Origin of the sequence: Streptomyces sp. JH34 (genome assembly GCF_029428875.1) — a bacterium.
Lineage (GTDB): Bacteria > Actinomycetota > Actinomycetes > Streptomycetales > Streptomycetaceae > Streptomyces.
Genome location: NZ_JAJSOO010000001.1, coordinates 5,442,412 through 5,459,055, shown reverse-complemented (window position 1 = coordinate 5,459,055; position 16,644 = coordinate 5,442,412). Strand labels below are relative to the sequence as shown.

General features: G+C 72.7%; 16 protein-coding genes. 10 read left to right on the top strand and 6 right to left on the bottom strand.

Annotated features, from left to right (window positions below):
• Positions 1-44: 44 nt before the first annotated feature.
• From LWJ43_RS24495 to LWJ43_RS24480, 4 genes are all read right to left on the bottom strand, one after another.
• Positions 45-734: a response regulator gene (locus LWJ43_RS24495; RefSeq protein ID WP_277334365.1), complete on the bottom strand. Its 690-nt coding sequence runs from the start codon at positions 732-734 to the stop codon at positions 45-47.
• A complete protein-coding gene (locus LWJ43_RS24490; RefSeq protein ID WP_277334364.1) occupies positions 731-1,996 on the bottom strand; it encodes a sensor histidine kinase in 1,266 nt (421 codons plus the stop codon). The genes LWJ43_RS24495 and LWJ43_RS24490 overlap by 4 nt, the downstream gene beginning before the upstream one ends.
• Positions 1,997-2,182: 186 nt before the next feature.
• The gene (gene pspAA / locus LWJ43_RS24485) at positions 2,183-2,461 is read right to left on the bottom strand and encodes a PspA-associated protein PspAA (protein WP_277334363.1); all 279 of its coding nucleotides are present in this window, start codon (positions 2,459-2,461) and stop codon (positions 2,183-2,185) included.
• A 10-nt stretch (positions 2,462-2,471) separates the two neighbouring features.
• Positions 2,472-3,254 (bottom strand): PspA/IM30 family protein, encoded by a 783-nt coding sequence (locus LWJ43_RS24480; protein ID WP_014156668.1) that lies wholly within the window; start codon positions 3,252-3,254, stop codon positions 2,472-2,474.
• A 296-nt stretch (positions 3,255-3,550) separates the two neighbouring features.
• Here LWJ43_RS24480 and LWJ43_RS24475 point away from each other — a divergent pair, with 296 nt between their 5' ends.
• The 3 genes from LWJ43_RS24475 (at position 3,551) to LWJ43_RS24465 (ending at position 6,092) form a co-directional block, all read left to right on the top strand.
• Entirely contained in the window at positions 3,551-4,150 is a 600-nt protein-coding gene (locus LWJ43_RS24475) for a DUF3043 domain-containing protein (protein ID WP_277334362.1), read from the top strand.
• A 59-nt stretch (positions 4,151-4,209) separates the two neighbouring features.
• The gene (locus tag LWJ43_RS24470; RefSeq protein WP_277335979.1) at positions 4,210-4,944 is read left to right on the top strand and encodes a class I SAM-dependent methyltransferase; all 735 of its coding nucleotides are present in this window, start codon (positions 4,210-4,212) and stop codon (positions 4,942-4,944) included.
• Positions 4,945-5,018: 74 nt separating this feature from the next.
• A complete protein-coding gene (locus LWJ43_RS24465; RefSeq protein WP_277334361.1) occupies positions 5,019-6,092 on the top strand; it encodes a S1C family serine protease in 1,074 nt (357 codons plus the stop codon).
• 74 nt (positions 6,093-6,166) lie between these two features.
• Here LWJ43_RS24465 and LWJ43_RS24460 read toward each other — a convergent pair whose 3' ends face one another.
• Positions 6,167-6,370 carry a hypothetical protein gene (locus tag LWJ43_RS24460; RefSeq protein WP_203185752.1) on the bottom strand — a complete coding sequence of 68 codons (204 nt, stop codon included), beginning with the start codon at positions 6,368-6,370 and terminating at the stop codon, positions 6,167-6,169.
• 86 nt (positions 6,371-6,456) lie between these two features.
• Here LWJ43_RS24460 and LWJ43_RS24455 point away from each other — a divergent pair, with 86 nt between their 5' ends.
• Together LWJ43_RS24455 and cobT are read left to right on the top strand one after the other, a co-directional pair.
• On the top strand, positions 6,457-7,659 hold the full coding sequence (locus LWJ43_RS24455) for a bifunctional adenosylcobinamide kinase/adenosylcobinamide-phosphate guanylyltransferase (RefSeq protein ID WP_277334360.1): 1,203 nt from the start codon (positions 6,457-6,459) through the stop codon (positions 7,657-7,659).
• 114 nt (positions 7,660-7,773) lie between these two features.
• The gene (gene cobT, locus LWJ43_RS24450) at positions 7,774-8,877 is read left to right on the top strand and encodes a nicotinate-nucleotide--dimethylbenzimidazole phosphoribosyltransferase (RefSeq protein WP_277334359.1); all 1,104 of its coding nucleotides are present in this window, start codon (positions 7,774-7,776) and stop codon (positions 8,875-8,877) included.
• 23 nt (positions 8,878-8,900) lie between these two features.
• On the opposite strand, the gene LWJ43_RS24445 is transcribed toward cobT, so the two are convergent.
• Entirely contained in the window at positions 8,901-9,677 is a 777-nt protein-coding gene (locus LWJ43_RS24445) for a hypothetical protein (RefSeq protein WP_277334358.1), read from the bottom strand.
• Between the two features lie 97 nt (positions 9,678-9,774).
• Here LWJ43_RS24445 and LWJ43_RS24440 point away from each other — a divergent pair, with 97 nt between their 5' ends.
• The 5 genes from LWJ43_RS24440 (at position 9,775) to LWJ43_RS24420 (ending at position 16,609) form a co-directional block, all read left to right on the top strand.
• Positions 9,775-10,554: an adenosylcobinamide-GDP ribazoletransferase gene (locus LWJ43_RS24440; protein WP_277334357.1), complete on the top strand. Its 780-nt coding sequence runs from the start codon at positions 9,775-9,777 to the stop codon at positions 10,552-10,554.
• A gap of 161 nt (positions 10,555-10,715) precedes the next feature.
• Complete coding sequence (locus LWJ43_RS24435; protein ID WP_277334356.1) at positions 10,716-12,272, top strand: leucyl aminopeptidase; 1,557 nt, start codon at positions 10,716-10,718, stop codon at positions 12,270-12,272.
• A gap of 344 nt (positions 12,273-12,616) precedes the next feature.
• Entirely contained in the window at positions 12,617-14,005 is a 1,389-nt protein-coding gene (gene lpdA, locus LWJ43_RS24430) for a dihydrolipoyl dehydrogenase (protein WP_277334355.1), read from the top strand.
• A gap of 56 nt (positions 14,006-14,061) precedes the next feature.
• Positions 14,062-15,837, top strand: coding sequence for a 2-oxoglutarate dehydrogenase, E2 component, dihydrolipoamide succinyltransferase (gene sucB / locus LWJ43_RS24425; RefSeq protein WP_277334354.1), 1,776 nt, complete (start codon positions 14,062-14,064; stop codon positions 15,835-15,837).
• 148 nt (positions 15,838-15,985) lie between these two features.
• The gene (locus LWJ43_RS24420; protein ID WP_277334353.1) at positions 15,986-16,609 is read left to right on the top strand and encodes a GntR family transcriptional regulator; all 624 of its coding nucleotides are present in this window, start codon (positions 15,986-15,988) and stop codon (positions 16,607-16,609) included.
• Positions 16,610-16,644: the final 35 nt, after the last annotated feature.

The window sequence follows — 16,644 nt, the reverse complement described above, 5'->3', positions numbered from 1 at the left end:
CCGGGCCGCGCATACCGCAGCTGGAGTAGCCGGATCTACACCCGTCACTCCACCCTGGGGCGCACCAGGCCCGATTCGTACGCAATGACGACCAATTGCGCCCGGTCCCGCGCGCCCAGCTTCGCCATGGCCCGGTTCACATGGGTCTTCACGGTGAGGGGACTGACGACGAGCCGGTCGGCGATCTGGTCGTTGGAGTGCCCGCCGGCGACCTGGACGAGCACTTCACGCTCGCGCCCCGTGAGCGCGGCGAGGCGCTGGGCGTACTCCGCTCCGTCCGGCCCCTCCCCCGCGCTGCCGCCCTGGGCGAGGAAGCTCGCGATGAGGCCCTTGGTCGCGACCGGGGAGAGGAGCGCCTCACCGGCCGCGGCGACGCGGATGGCGTTGAGCAGCTCGTCCGGCTCCGCGCCCTTGCCCAGGAAGCCGGACGCACCGGCGCGCAGGGACTGCACGACGTACTCGTCCACCTCGAAGGTGGTGAGCATGACGATCCGTACGCCCGCCAGGTCCGGGTCCGCGCTGATCATCCGCGTCGCGGTGAGTCCGTCGGTGCCCGGCATGCGGATGTCCATCAGCACGACGTCGGCGCGGGTCGAACGGGCCAGCGTCACGGCCTCCGCCCCGTCGGCGGCCTCCCCGACGACCTGCATGTCGGATTCGGAGTCGACCAGCACCCGGAACGCGCTGCGCAGCAGTGCCTGGTCGTCGGCGAGCAGCACCTTGATGGGCGTCATGCGCATCCCCCCGTCGCGCCCGCCGTGTCCGGCCGCTCCGGCGTGCGTGTGCGGGTCGTGAGGGGCAGGATCGCATGGACCCGGAAGCCGCCTCCGTAACGGGGTCCGGCCGTGAGGGTGCCGCCGAGGGCTGTGACGCGCTCGCGCATGCCGATGAGGCCGTGGCCGCCCCCGTCGGCGGGCGCGGGTGGGGTGTCCTGTCCCCCGCCGCCGTCGAGCACGGTGATCTCCGCGGTCTCTCCGACGCGTACGACACTCACCTCGGCCTTCGCATCGGCACCGGCGTGCTTGCGCACGTTGGTCAGGGCCTCCTGGATGATCCGGTAGGCGGCGAGGTCGACCGCAGCGGGCAGCGGGCTGTCCGGGTCGGTGCAGGCCACCTCGACGGGGAGCCCGGCGTTGCGGAAGGTGTCGACCAGCGCGTCGAGGACGGCGAGCCCCGGCGCCGGTTCGGTGGGCGCCTCCGGGTCGCCGGACTGGCGCAGCAGCCCGACGGTGGCCCGCAGCTCGTTGAGCGCGGAACGGCTGGCCTCGCGTACGTGGGCGAGCGCCTCCTTCGCCTGGTCGGGGCGCCTGTCCATCACGTGGGCGGCGACCCCGGCCTGCACGTTGACCAGGGCGATGTGGTGGGCGACGACGTCATGGAGGTCCCTGGCGATCCGCAGGCGCTCCTCGGCGACCCTGCGGCGGGCCTCCTCCTCACGGGTGCGCTCCGCGCGTTCGGCCCGTTCCCTGATCGCGTCGATGAAGGCGCGCCTGCTGCGTACCGCGTCCCCGGCCGCGCAGGCCAGCCCCGTCCAGGCGAGCACCCCGACGTTCTCCTGGCTGTACCAGGGGGTCGGGCCGACCACCATCGCCGCCACGGTCAGCACCACCATGGTCAGCAGGCCGGTCCGCCAGGTGGTGGGGCGGTCGGTGCGCGACGCGACGGTGAACAGCGCGATGACCACGCTCAGCACCACGGGGGCGGGTGGATCCGTCAGGAGGAACCCGACGGCGGACAGCAGCCCCGTCACGGCCAGCACGGCCACGGTCCTGCGCCGGCGCAGGACGAGCGCCCCGGCGGCGAGCACCATCAGCAGCACGCTGAGCGGTTCGGGGGGACGGGCGTGGAAGACGGGCCCGTGGCCCGGGTCCGGCTCTGCGAACGACGCGCAGATCATGCAGACGAGCACGGCCGCCGCCAGCCCCCGGTCGAAGGCGAGGGGATGGCCGCGCAGCCAGCGGCGGGGGCGCACGAACCCGGTTCCGAGGGTGGTCACGTCGAGCAACGGTACGGCGTGTCGTCGACGGGCCGGTCCGGAAGGCGTCCGCACGCCGTCACGGTGCGGGCCCCGGACCGTTCGCCGTCGGGACGACCGTGCGGTGGCGCGCGGGAACAGAGCGGTGCCCCGCGCCGGGCGGACCGGGGCGGGGCACCGTGAGGAGTGCGGAGCGGGTGGCTCCGGTCAGCCGGGGATCAGCCCGTCGTCGCGGAGCATGGAACGCACCTCTTCGAGCGTGGCGTCAGGTGACGGCAGGATCAGTTCGGACGGCTCCAGGGAGTCGTCGGGGAGAGGTGCGCCGAGTTCACGCACCTTGTCCAGGAGCGCGTGGAGCGTGGTCCGGAAGCCAGGCCCGTCACCGCTCTCCATCTCCGCGAGGAGTATGTCGTCGAGCTTGTTCAGCTCGGCGACATGACTGTCGGCCAGTACGACCTGGCCCTCCCCCATGATCCGTACGATCATGACGCCGCCCTCACTGCTTGTCGAACTTGTGCGGGGACTGCTGCGACTGCGGTGCCGCGTCCTCGGCGCCGCCCTCGATGGCCTGCTGCTGTCCGGCGGAACCGCCGGCCAGCTCGGCCTTCATGCGCTGCAGTTCCAGTTCTACATCCGTACCACCGGAGATCCGGTCCAGCTCGGCGGCGATGTCGTCCTTCGCCGTGCCGGACGGGTCGTCGAGCGCGCCGGAGGCCAGCAGCTCGTCGATGGCCCCCGCACGCGCCTGGAGCTGCTGGGTCTTGTCCTCGGCACGCTGGATCGCCAGGCCGACGTCGCCCATCTCCTCGGAGATGCCGGAGAAGGCCTCACCGATCCGGGTCTGGGCCTGGGCCGCGGTGTAGGTGGCCTTGATGGTCTCCTTCTTCGTGCGGAAGGCGTCCACCTTGGCCTGCAGGCGCTGGGCCGCGAGAGTGAGCTTCTCCTCCTCGCCCTGCAGCGTCTGGTGCTGCGTCTCCAGGTCCGTGACCTGCTGCTGGAGGGCGGCGCGCCTCGACAGCGCCTCGCGGGCCAGGTCCTCGCGGCCGAGCGCGAGCGCCTTGCGTCCCTGGTCCTCCAGCTTGGACGACTGTCCCTGCAGCTGGTTCAGCTGCAGCTCCAGGCGCTTGCGCGAGGTCGCCACGTCGGCGACGCCGCGGCGTACCTTCTGGAGCAGCTCCAGCTGCTTCTGGTACGAGTAATCGAGGGTCTCGCGCGGATCCTCGGCCCGGTCAAGGGCCTTGTTTGCCTTCGCGCGGAAGATCATCCCCATACGCTTCATGACACCGCTCATGGGCTTCGCGCGCCCCCTTCTGACGAACTGAGCTCCAGCACTCCGACAGAACCCACAGTACGGGCCCTGTCTCCATTACCGCACTGTTCGAGCGCGGATGTGGTCCTCCGCAAGGACGACTGCCGCCGATGACCACTCCAGCCCAAGGAGTAGACGGAGGTCGGGGATCACGTCGGCGGCGTCCGTTCTGTCCCTGTCGGCACACTTTTCAGGACGCGGGCCGTTGCCGGATCGTTCCCGGCCGGTCCCCGCTCGTCGCGGCCGACCCCGTACCCTTGGGTTTTGTGTTCCGAAGCCGTTCCAAGGAAGAGAAGGCCCCCACCGGCAAGGTGACGGCGGACCTCTCCAAGCAGCCCCGCGACCCTCAGGCTCCCAAAGGTCGCCCCACCCCCAAGCGCAGCGATGCCCAGACGCAGCGCCGGCGTGCCTCCAGTGGCGCGCCGACCGATCGCAAGGAGGCCGCGAAGCGCCAGCGCGAGGCACGCCGGGCCGACATGGCCCGGCAGCGGGAGGCACTCGCGTCGGGCGACGAGCGCTATCTGCCGGTCCGCGACAAGGGGCCCGTGCGCCGCTTCGTCCGTGACTTCGTGGACTCGCGCTTCTGCATCGCGGAGTATTTCCTTCCGCTCGCGGTGGTCATCCTGATCCTCAGCGTGATCCAGGTGCAGAACATCCAGAACATCTCGCTGCTGCTGTGGCTCGGCGTGATCGTGCTGATCGTCGTCGACTCCATCGGCCTCGGGTTCCGTCTGAAGAAGCAGCTGGCCCAGCGCTTCCCGGACACCCCGAAGCGCGGCGCGGTGGCCTACGGCCTGATGCGCACGCTCCAGATGCGCCGGCTGCGTCTGCCCAAGCCGCAGGTCAAGCGCGGAGAGCGGCCCTGAGCACGGAGACCTCCGGCTTCACGGGGGTGTCCTCCCAGTGGCTGAGCGGGCTCGGCGGACTGCGCAACACGGTCCGCCAGGAGCTCGTCGCCCGGCAGCTCGACGAGCAGATAGCCGCGCGCTACCCCGTGGGGCAGCGGCTGCGGGTCCTGGACGTCGGCATGGGCCAGGGCACGCAGGCACTGCGCCTGGCGCGGGCCGGGCACTCCGTGACGGGCCTCGAGTCCGACGCCGAGATGCTCCGGACCGCGCGGGAGTCCCTGGCGGGCGAGCCCGAGGGCATCCGGGAGCGGGTGCGGCTCATCGAGGGCGACGGCCGTGACACCGGGGTGCACTTCCTGCCCGGCAGCTTCGACGTGGTGCTCTGCCACGGGGTGCTGATGTATGTGCCCGAGCCGGATCCGATGCTGGCCGGCCTGGCCAGGATGCTGGCGCCCGGCGGACTGCTCTCGCTGCTCGTGCGGAACGCGGACGCGCTGGCGATGCGGCCGGGGACGGCCGGCGACTTCGGCGCGGCCCTCGCCGCGTTCGAGACGGACACGTACACGAACAGGCTCGGCCTCTCCGTCCGTGCGGACCGGCTCGAGGTGCTGCGGTCCACCCTCGCGGGCATCGCCGCCCCGCTGCACACCTGGTACGGCGTGCGGGTCTTCACGGACAACGTGAGCAACGAGTCGGAGCTGCCCGGCCCCGATGAACTGGCACGGATCTTCGACGCCGAGGACCGGGCCGGGCGGACCGACCCGTACCGCGGGGTGGCCGCTCTGCTGCATCTGTGCGGCGTACGCGGCTGACACGGCCGCGTACGTACCGCTGATCGGCCCAGCCGCGCAGGCCGCCGCCGGTGGGCCCTGGCGATACTCCGGGCATGGACGCAACCCCTTCCCGCAGCCGGGTACGCCGCTCGCTCACGCCCCTGGCCGCCGGCGCCTGCGCGATCGTCCTGGCGGGCGCCTGCGCCGGGCCGGGGCCCGCCCCGTCCGCCGCCCCGGACCGGCGGGCGGCCGTGACCCGGGCCACGGGTGACCTGGAGGACCGGTACCAGTCGGTCATCAGGGACGTGCTGCCCTCCGTCGTGCAGATCGGCGCCGGGGACGGGCTCGGTTCGGGCATCGTCTACGACGACAGGGGCCACATCGTCACGAACGCCCATGTCGTGGGCGGCGAGAAGACCTTCGACGTCAGCGTCGCCACCGGCGAGAAGATACTCAAGGCCTCCCTCGTCTCCTCGTACCCCGAGCAGGACCTGGCCGTCATCAAGCTGGACGACGCGCCCGAGGGGCTGCGGGCCGCGGAGTTCGGGGACACCGACGAGGTCGAGGTGGGGCAGATCGTCCTGGCGATGGGCTCACCGCTCGGGCTGTCCAGCAGCGTCACCCAGGGCATCGTCTCGGCCGTGGGACGGACCGTCAGCGAGAGCCGCTCGGGCGGCGGCACGGGGGCGACGCTCGCCGACATGGTGCAGACCTCGGCGGCGATCAACCCGGGCAACAGCGGTGGCGCCCTGGTGAATCTCGACAGCGAGGTGATCGGCATCCCGACCCTCGCGGCGACGGACCCCCAGCTGGGCGACTCCGCGGCGCCCGGGATCGGGTTCGCCATCCCCGTCTCCATGGTGCGGACGGTCGCCGACCAGATCATCAGGTCCGGCAAGGTCACCGACTCGGGCCGTGCGGCGCTCGAGATCACCGGGCGCACCGTCGTCGACGACGACTACAAGCCGGCGGGTGTCGCGATCGTCAGCGTCCGGAAGGACGGGGCCGCGGCGAAGGCCGGGCTGCGGGTCGGCGACATCATCACCCGGATCAGTGACCGGCGCGTCACGACGATCACCTCCCTCTCGGAGGCCCTGGCGGGAGACGAGCCGGGCCGGAAGGTCGAGGTGACGTACACGCGGGGCGACACGGCGAAGAGGGCCGAGGTCACCCTGGGCGAGGTCTGAGGGCGGTCGAGGCCGTGGCCACCGACGGCCGGGGATCCCGCCCGGACAGCGTGGTCCGGGCGGGTCCGCGGACCTCAGCCCGCCTGGAGGCTCATAGGCCCGTAGATCTTCGTCGCGTCCTCGAAGAGCGTCACCTGGTCCGCGCCGCCTTCGAGGAGCTCCTTCCAGAACTCACCGATCCAGGACTCCGCGTCGCCCTGGGTCGTGAACTCCTCCGGCTGCAGCGCCGGCTCCGTCTCCGTACCGTCGGACTTCTCGAACCGCCACGTCCACGCCATGTCCGCCTCCTGGGTCACGTTGCTCCCCGAAGACTAGTGGGTGTCCCGGGCGCGCAGGTGGCGGACGGACACGGGAGGATCAGAGCGTGGAACTGACACTGCTCGGCACCGGCGCCCCCGACGGGCTGCCCCGGCCCGACTGCCCCTGCGCCGTCTGCGCCTCCTCCCGCGGCGACGGGGCACGCGCCGCCACCGCGCTGCTCGTGGACGACGCGCTGCTGCTCGACCTCACCCCGGGCGCCGTGTTCGCCGCCGCCCGCGCGGGCCACTCGCTCGCCGCCGTACGGCAGGTGCTGCTGACCCACCCCCATGACGGGCCGGCGGTGGAACTGCCCGCCTCCCTCCCGTCCGCGGGGCGTGTCCCGGACGGCCAGGAGCTGACGCTCATCACCGGGCACCGGGTGCGGGCCCTGGCGATGGACGCGCCGGGCACGGGGTACGAGGTGACGTCGCCGGAGGGCGAGCGCCTTCTCTATCTGCCGCCCGGGGCCGCCCCCGCCGGTCTGGCCGCCCCGGTGGCGGCGCCGTACGACATGGTCGTGTGCGACGTGACCGGGCGTCCGGACGCCGTCGCCAGGCTGCGGGCCGTCGGGGCGGTCGGGCACACCACCGAGGTCCTCGCCGTCCACCTGGACCACGACGCGCCGCCGGGAGCCGAGCTGGACCGCCGGCTGGCGGCCGGCGGGGCGCGGGCCGTACCGGACGGGACGACGCTGCCGGTGGGCGCCTACCACGCGGTGCCCGAGGTGCCCCGGCGCACGCTGGTCACGGGCGGAGCCCGTTCGGGGAAGTCGGTGGAGGCCGAACAGCGGCTGGAGACCTTCCCCGAGGTGGTGTACGTGGCGACGGGCGGGCGCCGTGAGGGGGACGCGGAGTGGGCGGCCCGGATCGGGCTGCACCGGGAACGCAGGCCTGCCGCCTGGCGCACCGAGGAGACCTGTGAGCTGGCGGGTCTGCTGGAGGAGGACGGCCCGCCCCTGCTGATCGACTGCCTCTCCCTGTGGCTGACGGACGCGATGGACCGCGTCGAGGCGTGGGACGACGGCCGGTGGGCGGACGGCGCGGAGGAGAAGCTCCGCGAACGGGTCACCGAGCTGGTCCGCGCGGTTCGCGGGACGCGTCGTACGGTCGTCGCCGTGACCAACGAGACCGGCTCCGGTGTGGTCCCGGCGACGGCCTCCGGGCGCCGCTTCCGGGACGAACTGGGCCGTCTGAACGCCGCGTTCGCCTCCGAGTGCGAGCAGGTGCTGCTGGTGGTGGCGGGGCGGGCGCTGGTGCTGCGGGGCTGAGGCGCGGGCGGGTGCGGGGCCGGGGATGCGGGAGTGCGTGCCGGGTACTGTTCCGGACAGGAGCCCCCCGGCGGGTTCCGGCCCACCTAGCGCCGACCCGCGAGGCAGACCCCCGTGAATCTGGACGACTTCTCCGACCTGATCGAACGCCCCGACGGAGGCGTACGGCGTGATGCCGAGGAACGCCGGGAGCGGCTCGCCGTTCCCGTCGGTTCCCTCGGCCGGCTCGACGAGTTGGGGGAATGGCTGTCGGCCGCCCAGCAGTCGGTGCCCGTCAGGGCGATCGAGCGGCCGCGCGTCGTGCTCTTCGCGGGTGATCACGGGGTGGCGGAGCTGGGCGTCTCCGGCCGGGCTGCCGGGACCGCGCACGAACTCGTCCGGGCGGCGCTGGACGGCGCGAGCCCCGTCGCCGTGCTGGCCCGCCGCTTCTCCGTGCCCGTGCGGATCGTCGACGCCGGCCTGGACTGCGATCCGGATCTGCTGCCCGAGGCCGTCGTACGCCACCGGGTGCGGCGCGGCAGCGGCCGGATCGACGTCGAGGACGCGCTGACGGCCGAGGAGGCGGAGGAGGCCGTACGGCTCGGGATGCGCGTCGCGGACGAGGAGGCCGACTCCGGCACGGATCTGGTGGTGCTGGGCGACCTGAGTGTGGGCGGCACGACGGCGGCCTCGACGCTGATCGCCGCCCTGTGCGGTACGGACGCCTCGGTGGTGACCGGGCGCGGAGGTGCCGGCATCGACGACCTGGCCTGGATGCGCAAGTGCGCGGCGATCCGGGACGCGCTGCGGCGGGCCCGGCCGGTCCTCGGTGACCAGCTGGAGCTGCTGGCCGCCGTGGGCGGCGCGGACCTGGCGGCCATGACGGGGTTCCTGCTGCAGAGCGCGGTGCGCCGGATGCCCGTGGTCCTGGACGGGGTGGTCTCGGCCGCCTGTGCGCTGGTCGCCCAGCGCGCCGCCTTCCGGGCCCCGGACTGGTGGCTCGCCGGCCAGGTCAGCGGTGAGCCCGCACAGGCGAAGGCGCTGGACCGGATGGCGCTGACCCCGCTCCTGGACCACGGGGTGACGGTGGGTGAGGGAAGCGGCGCCCTGCTGGCGCTGCCGCTCGTCCAGGCCGCGGCCGCCCTGGCGGCGGAGCTGCCGGAGCGGGCGCCCGAGCCCGCGGAGGAGGAGCCGGACGAGGTGCCGGGCGACTCGGAGCCCGCGGAGTCGACCGCCTGAGCAGTCCCTCCGGGCGGCGGGCCTCAGTCCCCGCCGCCACCCGGGCGGGGTCCCGGCAGCGGGGTCCTGTCCGGGGCTCCTCCGATCAGGTCCTGGAAGCGGCGTCGCGGTCCGACCCAGCGGACGTCGTGGTGATACGCCCTCAGCACCGCCCTGGCACGGGCCCGGTGGCGCCGGCGGTAGAAGCGCCTGGCCCACAGTGAGGCGGGCCGGGCCAGCCGGATCGCTCCGATCAGCGCCACGAAGGGGACGAGCGTGCCGATCACCGCCATCCGGGCCTTGCCCTTGAACAGGGCGACGAGCACGAAGCCGAAGTTGACGACGTAGGTCAGGACGACGCCGAGTCTGTTCTGCTGCTCCTCGCCGCTGAGCTGGTCCACCCCGAGCGGTGAGAATCCGGCGAGCACCAGCAGGACGAGCGAGGCGGTGAGGACGACGACCTCCACGCTCTGGCGGCCCTCCTCCGTCCAGTAGACGTCGTCGAGGTGCAGGATCAGCGCGAACTCGTCGAGGACGAGGCCCGCCCCCACGGCGAAGACGACAGCGAAGATCCCGGCGGCCGCGCCGTGTTGACCGCTCGCGACCGCGCCGAAGCCTCCGACCACCGAGAGCACGACACCGGGCACCACGTGGTGGACGTGCACACCGCCGGGTGTGAAGTTGCGGAACGGCCCCTTACCGGCCCTGATCATCCGGGTGATCATCCGGGTGATCGCGAAGGTCAGCACGAAGGCGGTCAGGGCGAGCAGCAGGGGGAGCTTGCCCGGCTCGACGACGTTCTGCTGGAACCAGTGACCCATGCCACCTCCACCCGAAGGCCCTTCCCTGCCCCACTTCTGACGTTTCGGATCACTCTGCCCGATCCGGCGTGCCGCCGCACCGGCTAGCGTGCGCGCGGTGACCCCCCTGAACAGCCACGGCCTGCGCTTCGCCTTCGGCACCCTGACCGCGCTCCCCGTCCGCGTCTCCCGATGGGACCGCGGGACCGCCGGTGCGGGCATGCTGTGCGCCCCGGTCGCCGGACTCGTCGTGGGCCTGATCTCCGCGGTCCCGGGGGTGCTGCTCCTGCTCTCCGGGGCGGGCCCCCTGACGGCGGCTGTGGCCTCCGCCGCGCTCCCCGCGGCGCTCACCCGCGGACTGCACCTGGACGGGCTCGCGGACACGGCCGACGGGCTCGGCAGCGCCAGACCGGCCGAGGACGCCCTGCGGATCATGAAGCAGTCGGACATCGGACCGTTCGGGGTGATCACCCTGGTGTTCGTGCTGCTGGCCCAGGTCGCGGCCCTCTTCGAGCTGTACGGCCGCGGCTGGGCGGACGGCGCGCTGGGCACGGTCGTCGCCGCCGTCACCGCCCGCCTCGCGCTCACGCTGGCCTCGCGCCGGGGCGTCCCGCCCGCCCGGCCGGAGGGCCTGGGGGCCGCGGTGGCGGGGACGGTGCCGCCGCGGGGTGCGGCTGCCGTGGCCTGCACGGTGCTGGCGTGCTGCGCGGCTGCCGGGGCGCTGCTCGGACACGGCGGCGCACTGCACCACGCCCTCGCGGTCCCGGCCGGTCTGGTGGCCGCCCAGGTGATGCTGCGTCATTGCGTGCGGCGCTTCGGCGGGGTGACCGGTGACGTGTTCGGCGCACTGGAAGAGACGGCCGTGACCACGGCCCTGCTCGTGCTGGCGACGGGCTGACGGGGACCGACGGCCCCGCCCCCGTGAGCCGGGACCAACGGCGCGCGTAGGCTCATTCCCGGCGCATCGCGGCTGCGTCTACGATGCGCCGGGCACGGTCGGCCACCCCCTCGACCGACACAGACCGGCAGAAGACTCAACGGAAGCGAGATTTCACCACCGTGACAGCTCTCACTCTCAGCACCTCAGGTGCGGCGACGCTGCGCGCCGACGCACTCGTCGTCGGCGTCGCCAAGGACGCCGGATCCAAGGCTGGGGGCCTGGTCGTGGCACCGGGCGCCGAGGCCGTGGACAAGGCGTTCGACGGCAAGCTCGCCGCCGTCCTGGAGACCCTGGGCGCCTCGGGTGCCGAGGGCGAGGTGACCAAGCTCCCCGCTCCGTCCGGCCTCAAGGTCCCGGTCGTGATCGCGGTCGGGCTGGGCCCGGTCCCGGCGAAGGACGACGCGTACGACGCCGAGGCACTGCGCCGGGCGGCGGGCAGCGCCGCGCGTGCGCTGAAGGGCTCGAAGAAGGCCGGCTTCGCGCTGCCGACGGAGTCCGCCGAGGACGCCGGGGCCGTCGCGGAGGGCGCCCTGCTGGGCGCGTACGCGTTCACCGCGTACCAGGGCGGCGAGAACAAGCTCGCCCCGAAGGACGCCAAGTCCGGCAAGGACGCGAAGCTTCCGCTCGGCGAGGTCGCCCTGCTCGGCGGCAAGCCGCGTGACAAGGCCTTCAAGGCGGCCGCCGAGCGTGCCGTCGCGGTCGCCGAGGAGATCAACCGCGCCCGCGACCTGATCAACACCCCGCCCAACGACCTGTACCCCGAGTCCTTCGCCGCCGTGGCCACCGCCGCCGGCAAGGAGCACGGCATCAAGGTGCAGGTCCTGGACGAGAAGGCGCTCGTCAAGGGCGGCTTCGGCGGTCTGCTCGGCGTCGGCCAGGGCTCCACGCACGGCCCGCGCCTGGTCAAGCTGTCCTACACCCACCCCAAGGCGGAGAAGACGCTCGCCCTGGTCGGCAAGGGCATCACCTACGACTCGGGCGGCATCTCGCTGAAGCCGGCCGGGCACAACGAGACGATGAAGTGCGACATGGCGGGTGCCGCCGCCGTGTTCGCCGCCGTCGTGTCGGCCTCCCGCCTCGGCCTCCGGGTCAACGTCACCGGCTGGCTGGCCCTCGCCGAGAACATGCCGTCCGGCAACGCCACCCGCCCCGGTGACGTGCTGCGCATGTACAGCGGCAAGACCGTCGAGGTCCTGAACACCGACGCGGAGGGCCGACTGGTCCTCGCCGACGCGCTGACCCGCGCCTCCGAGGAGAAGCCGGACGCGATCGTCGACGTCGCGACCCTGACGGGCGCGATGGTCCTGGCGCTGGGCAACCGCACCTTCGGTGTGATGGCCAACGACGACGCCTTCCGCACGTCGATCCACGAGATCGCCGAGGAGGTCGGCGAGGCCTCCTGGCCGATGCCGCTCCCCGCCGACCTGCGCAAGGGCATGGACTCCCCGACCGCCGACATCGCCAACATGGGTGAGCGGATGGGCGGCGGCCTGGTGGCCGGCCTGTTCCTGCAGGAGTTCGTGGGCGAGGGCATCGCCTGGGCGCACCTGGACATCGCGGGCCCCGCCTTCCACGAGGGCGCGCCGTACGGCTACACGCCCAAGGGCGGCACCGGCTCCGCCGTCCGCACCCTGGTGCGGCTGGCCGAGCGCACCGCGGCCGGCGACCTGGGCTGAGTCCCGGAGCCGACGTCCGCGAGCGGACCCCGCGCGCGGGGTCCGCTCGCGGCGCCCACGGCCCCGGGCATACGTCCGGGGCCGTGGGCGTTCCCCCGGTGGCTCCGACCGCCATTTTTCCGGAAATCTGTACGTATCGGTAACCGTGCGGACCGAATCCCGGTCCGGCTCGGAGCAGGGGCCCGCGTCCCGTCCGTCCCCAACAAGTGCGAAGATGGGTTCTCGGCAGGACAGGGCCCCCACCACAGGGCCGAATAACGCAAGCGGCCGAACACCAGCCGACCGGCCGGTCACACCCCAGCGACGGGGCCCGGCGTACGGCGCACATGCATGGAGGACGTGACGTGGCGAACGACGCCAGCACCGTTTTCGACCTAGTGATCCTCGGCGGTGGTAGCGGCGGTTATGCCGCGGCCCTGCGCGGGGCTCAGCTGGGCCTGGACGTCGCACTGATCGAGAAGGGCAAGGTCGGCGGCACCTGCCTGCACAACGGCTGCATCCCGACGAAGGCGCTGCTGCACGCCGGCGAGATCGCCGACCAGGCCCGCGAGGCCGAGCAGTTCGGCGTGAAGGCCACCTTCGAGGGCATCGACATGGCGGCCGTCCACAAGTACAAGGACGACGTGATCTCGGGCCTGTACAAGGGTCTGCAGGGTCTTGTCGCCTCGCGCAAGGTGCACTACATCGAGGGTGAGGGCCGGCTCTCGTCGCCCACCTCGGTCGACGTCAACGGCCAGCGCGTCCAGGGCCGCCACGTGCTCCTGGCGACCGGCTCCGTGCCGAAGTCACTGCCCGGCCTGGAGATCGACGGCAACCGCGTCATCTCCTCGGACCACGCGCTGAAGCTCGACCGCGTGCCCAAGTCCGCGATCGTCCTGGGCGGCGGCGTCATCGGCGTCGAGTTCGCCTCGGCGTGGAAGTCCTTCGGCACCGACGTCACGATCGTCGAGGGCCTGAAGCACCTGGTCCCGGTCGAGGACGAGAACAGCTCCAAGCTTCTTGAGCGCGCGTTCCGCAAGCGCGGCATCAAGTTCAACCTCGGCACGTTCTTCGACAAGGCCGAGTACACGCAGGACGGCGTGAAGGTCTCGCTCGCCGACGGCAAGACCTTCGAGGCGGAGGTGCTGCTGGTCGCGATCGGCCGCGGCCCGGTCTCGCAGGGTCTGGGCTACGAGGAGGCCGGCGTCGCGATGGACCGCGGCTACGTCCTCGTCGACGAGTACATGCAGACCAACGTCCCGACGATCTCGGCCGTCGGTGACCTGGTCCCGACCCTCCAGCTCGCCCACGTCGGCTTCGCCGAGGGCATCCTGGTGGCGGAGCGGCTCGCCGGCCTCAAGACCGTGCCGGTCGACTACGACGGCGTGCCGAAGGTGACGTACTGCCACCCCGAGGTCGCCTCCGTCGGCATCACCGAGGCCAAGGCCAAGGAGATCTACGGTGCGGACAAGGTCGTGGCCCTCAAGTACAACCTGGCGGGCAACGGCAAGAGCAAGATCCTGAAGACCGCGGGCGAGATCAAGCTCGTCCAGGTCAAGGACGGTGCCGTGGTCGGCGTCCACATGGTCGGTGACCGTATGGGCGAGCAGGTCGGCGAAGCACAGCTGATCTACAACTGGGAGGCGCTGCCGGCCGAGGTCGCGCAGCTCATCCACGCCCACCCGACGCAGAACGAGGCGATGGGCGAGGCCCACCTGGCCCTGGCCGGCAAGCCTCTCCACTCCCACGACTGATCCAGTCCCGGGGACGACCGACCACTTCCGCACTTTCGTAAGGAGCAACTGAAACCATGTCGGTTTCCGTAACCCTTCCGGCGCTCGGCGAGAGCGTCACAGAGGGCACTGTCACCCGTTGGCTGAAGGCCGAGGGCGAGCGCGTCGAGGCCGACGAGCCGCTGCTCGAGGTCTCGACCGACAAGGTCGACACCGAGATCCCGGCGCCCGCGTCCGGCGTCCTGTCGTCCATCAAGGTCGCCGAGGACGAGACCGTCGAGGTCGGCGCCGAGCTGGCCGTCATCGACGACGGCTCGGGCGCCCCCGCCGCCGCCGAGGCTCCGGCCGCCGAGGCCCCGGCCCAGGAGGCTCCGGCCGCCGCTCCGGCCGAGGAGGCCCCGGCCCCCGCCGCCGAGGCTCCCGCCCAGGAGGCGCCCGCCGCCGCTCCGGCCGGTGGCGCCTCCGGCACGGACGTCACCCTCCCCGCGCTCGGCGAGAGCGTCACCGAGGGCACCGTCACCCGCTGGCTGAAGGAGGTCGGCGAGGAGGTCACGGAGGACGAGCCCCTGCTCGAGGTCTCCACGGACAAGGTCGACACCGAGATCCCCGCGCCGGTCTCCGGCGTGCTGCTGGAGATCGTCGTCGGTGAGGACGAGACCGCCGAGGTGGGCGCCAAGCTCGCCGTCATCGGCGCTCCGGGTGCCGCGCCCGCCGCCGCTCCGGCAGAGGCCGCTCCGGCCCCCGCCGCGGCACCGGAGCCGGCTCCGGCCGCACCCGCCGCCCCGGCTCCCGCACCCGCCGCCCCGGCACCGGCACCGGCACCGGCTCCGGCCGCTCCGGCACCGACTCCGGCACCGGCCGCGCCCGCCCCGGCTCCGGCCGCGCAGGCTCCGGCCGCACCCGCCGCCGCTCCGTCGGGTGACGACGGCGCGTACGTCACGCCGCTGGTGCGCAAGCTCGCCGCCGAGAACGGTGTCGACCTGGGCGCGGTCAAGGGCACCGGCGTCGGTGGCCGCATCCGCAAGCAGGACGTGGTGGCCGCCGCGGAGGCCGCCAAGGCCGCCGCCGCTCCGGCTCCGGCCGCCGCCGCCGCTCCCGCGGCCAAGGCCGCGCCGAAGCTCGAGGCGTCCCCGCTGCGCGGTCAGACGGTCAAGATGACCCGCATGCGCAAGCTCATCGGCGACAACATGATGAAGGCGCTGCACTCGCAGGCCCAGCTGACCACGGTGCTCGAGGTCGACATCACGAAGCTGATGAAGCTGCGCAACCAGGCGAAGGAGTCCTTCGCCGCCCGTGAGGGCGTCAAGCTGTCCCCGATGCCGTTCTTCGTGAAGGCGGCGGCCCAGGCGCTGAAGGCCCACCCGGTCGTCAACGCCCGGATCAACGAGGACGAGGGCACCATCACGTACTTCGACTCGGAGAACATCGGCATCGCCGTGGACGCCGAGAAGGGTCTGATGACCCCGGTCATCAAGGGTGCGGGCGACCTGAACATCGCCGGTATCGCGAAGAAGACCGCCGAGCTGGCCGGCAAGGCGCGCGGTGGCGGCCTCACCCCGGACGACATGTCCGGTGCGACCTTCACCGTCAGCAACACCGGTTCGCGCGGTGCGCTGTTCGACACGGTCATCGTGCCGCCGAACCAGGCCGCCATCCTGGGCATCGGTGCCACGGTCAAGCGTCCGGCGGTCATCGAGACCGCCGAGGGCACCGTCATCGGTGTCCGCGACATGACCTACCTCTCGCTCTCCTACGACCACCGTCTGGTGGACGGCGCGGACGCCGCCCGCTACCTGACCACGGTCAAGGCGATCCTCGAGGCGGGCGAGTTCGAGGTCGAGCTCGGCCTCTGAGCAGTCCAGCTGTAACCAGCCTCACCAGCGGCGCCCCCGTCCGGAACACCTCCGGGCGGGGGCGCCGCCGTATTGTCTAGACACCACCGGTCGCCCTCGGACGCCGTGTTGGTGGAGAGCAGCACCGGTTCGCCCGAAGGAGCCCGTCATGACCCCGCCCGTCGTCCACTCGCTGCGCGAGCAGATCCGCGAGCACATCGTGGAAGGGATAGTCAGCGGGCGCTGGAAGCCGGGCGAGCGGATCGTGGAGCGCCGTATCGCCACCGAGCTGGAGGTCAGCCAGACGCCCGTGCGCGAGGCACTGCGGGAGCTGGAGACGCTGCGGCTGATCGAGTCGGCGCCCAACAAGGGCGTACGGGTCCGGAATCTGACCGCCGCCGATCTCGAGGAGAGCTACCCCGTGCGGGCCGGGCTGGAACAGATCGCGGCGGAGCTGGCGGCCCCCGCGCTCGCCGAGGACTGCTCGGCGCTCGCCCCGCACGTCGCGGCGCTGTACGAGGCGGACCGGCTGGCCGACGGCGAGGCGCAGGTGCGGCACACGGTGGGCTTCCACCGGGAGATGGTGCGGGCCGCCGGCAACGCCGTGCTGCTGCACACCTGGGAGGGGCTCGGCATCGAGGTGTTCACGGCCCTGTCGATCCGCTGGCTGGGCACGGTGCAGAAGTCGTACGCGGAGGAGCACGAGGCGCTCATCGAGGCGTTTCTGCGGCGGGACCCGCAGATCGGCGTGCTGGTGAAGGAGCATGTCCTCGGGTGCGCGCCGCGCGCCTGAGGCCCTGCGGACCGTCGCGCCCATCTGCGGCGCGG

Coding starts and splice junctions, on each gene's coding strand:
- LWJ43_RS24495 (WP_277334365.1), bottom strand. CDS start 734: ATGACGCCCATCAAGGTGCTGCTCGCCGACGACCAGGCACTGCTGCGC.
- pspAA (WP_277334363.1), bottom strand. CDS start 2,461: ATGATCGTACGGATCATGGGGGAGGGCCAGGTCGTACTGGCCGACAGT.
- LWJ43_RS24480 (WP_014156668.1), bottom strand. CDS start 3,254: ATGAAGCGTATGGGGATGATCTTCCGCGCGAAGGCAAACAAGGCCCTT.
- LWJ43_RS24465 (WP_277334361.1), top strand. CDS start 5,019: ATGGACGCAACCCCTTCCCGCAGCCGGGTACGCCGCTCGCTCACGCCC.
- LWJ43_RS24460 (WP_203185752.1), bottom strand. CDS start 6,370: ATGGCGTGGACGTGGCGGTTCGAGAAGTCCGACGGTACGGAGACGGAG.
- LWJ43_RS24445 (WP_277334358.1), bottom strand. CDS start 9,677: ATGGGTCACTGGTTCCAGCAGAACGTCGTCGAGCCGGGCAAGCTCCCC.
- sucB (WP_277334354.1), top strand. CDS start 14,062: ATGTCGGTTTCCGTAACCCTTCCGGCGCTCGGCGAGAGCGTCACAGAG.
- LWJ43_RS24420 (WP_277334353.1), top strand. CDS start 15,986: ATGACCCCGCCCGTCGTCCACTCGCTGCGCGAGCAGATCCGCGAGCAC.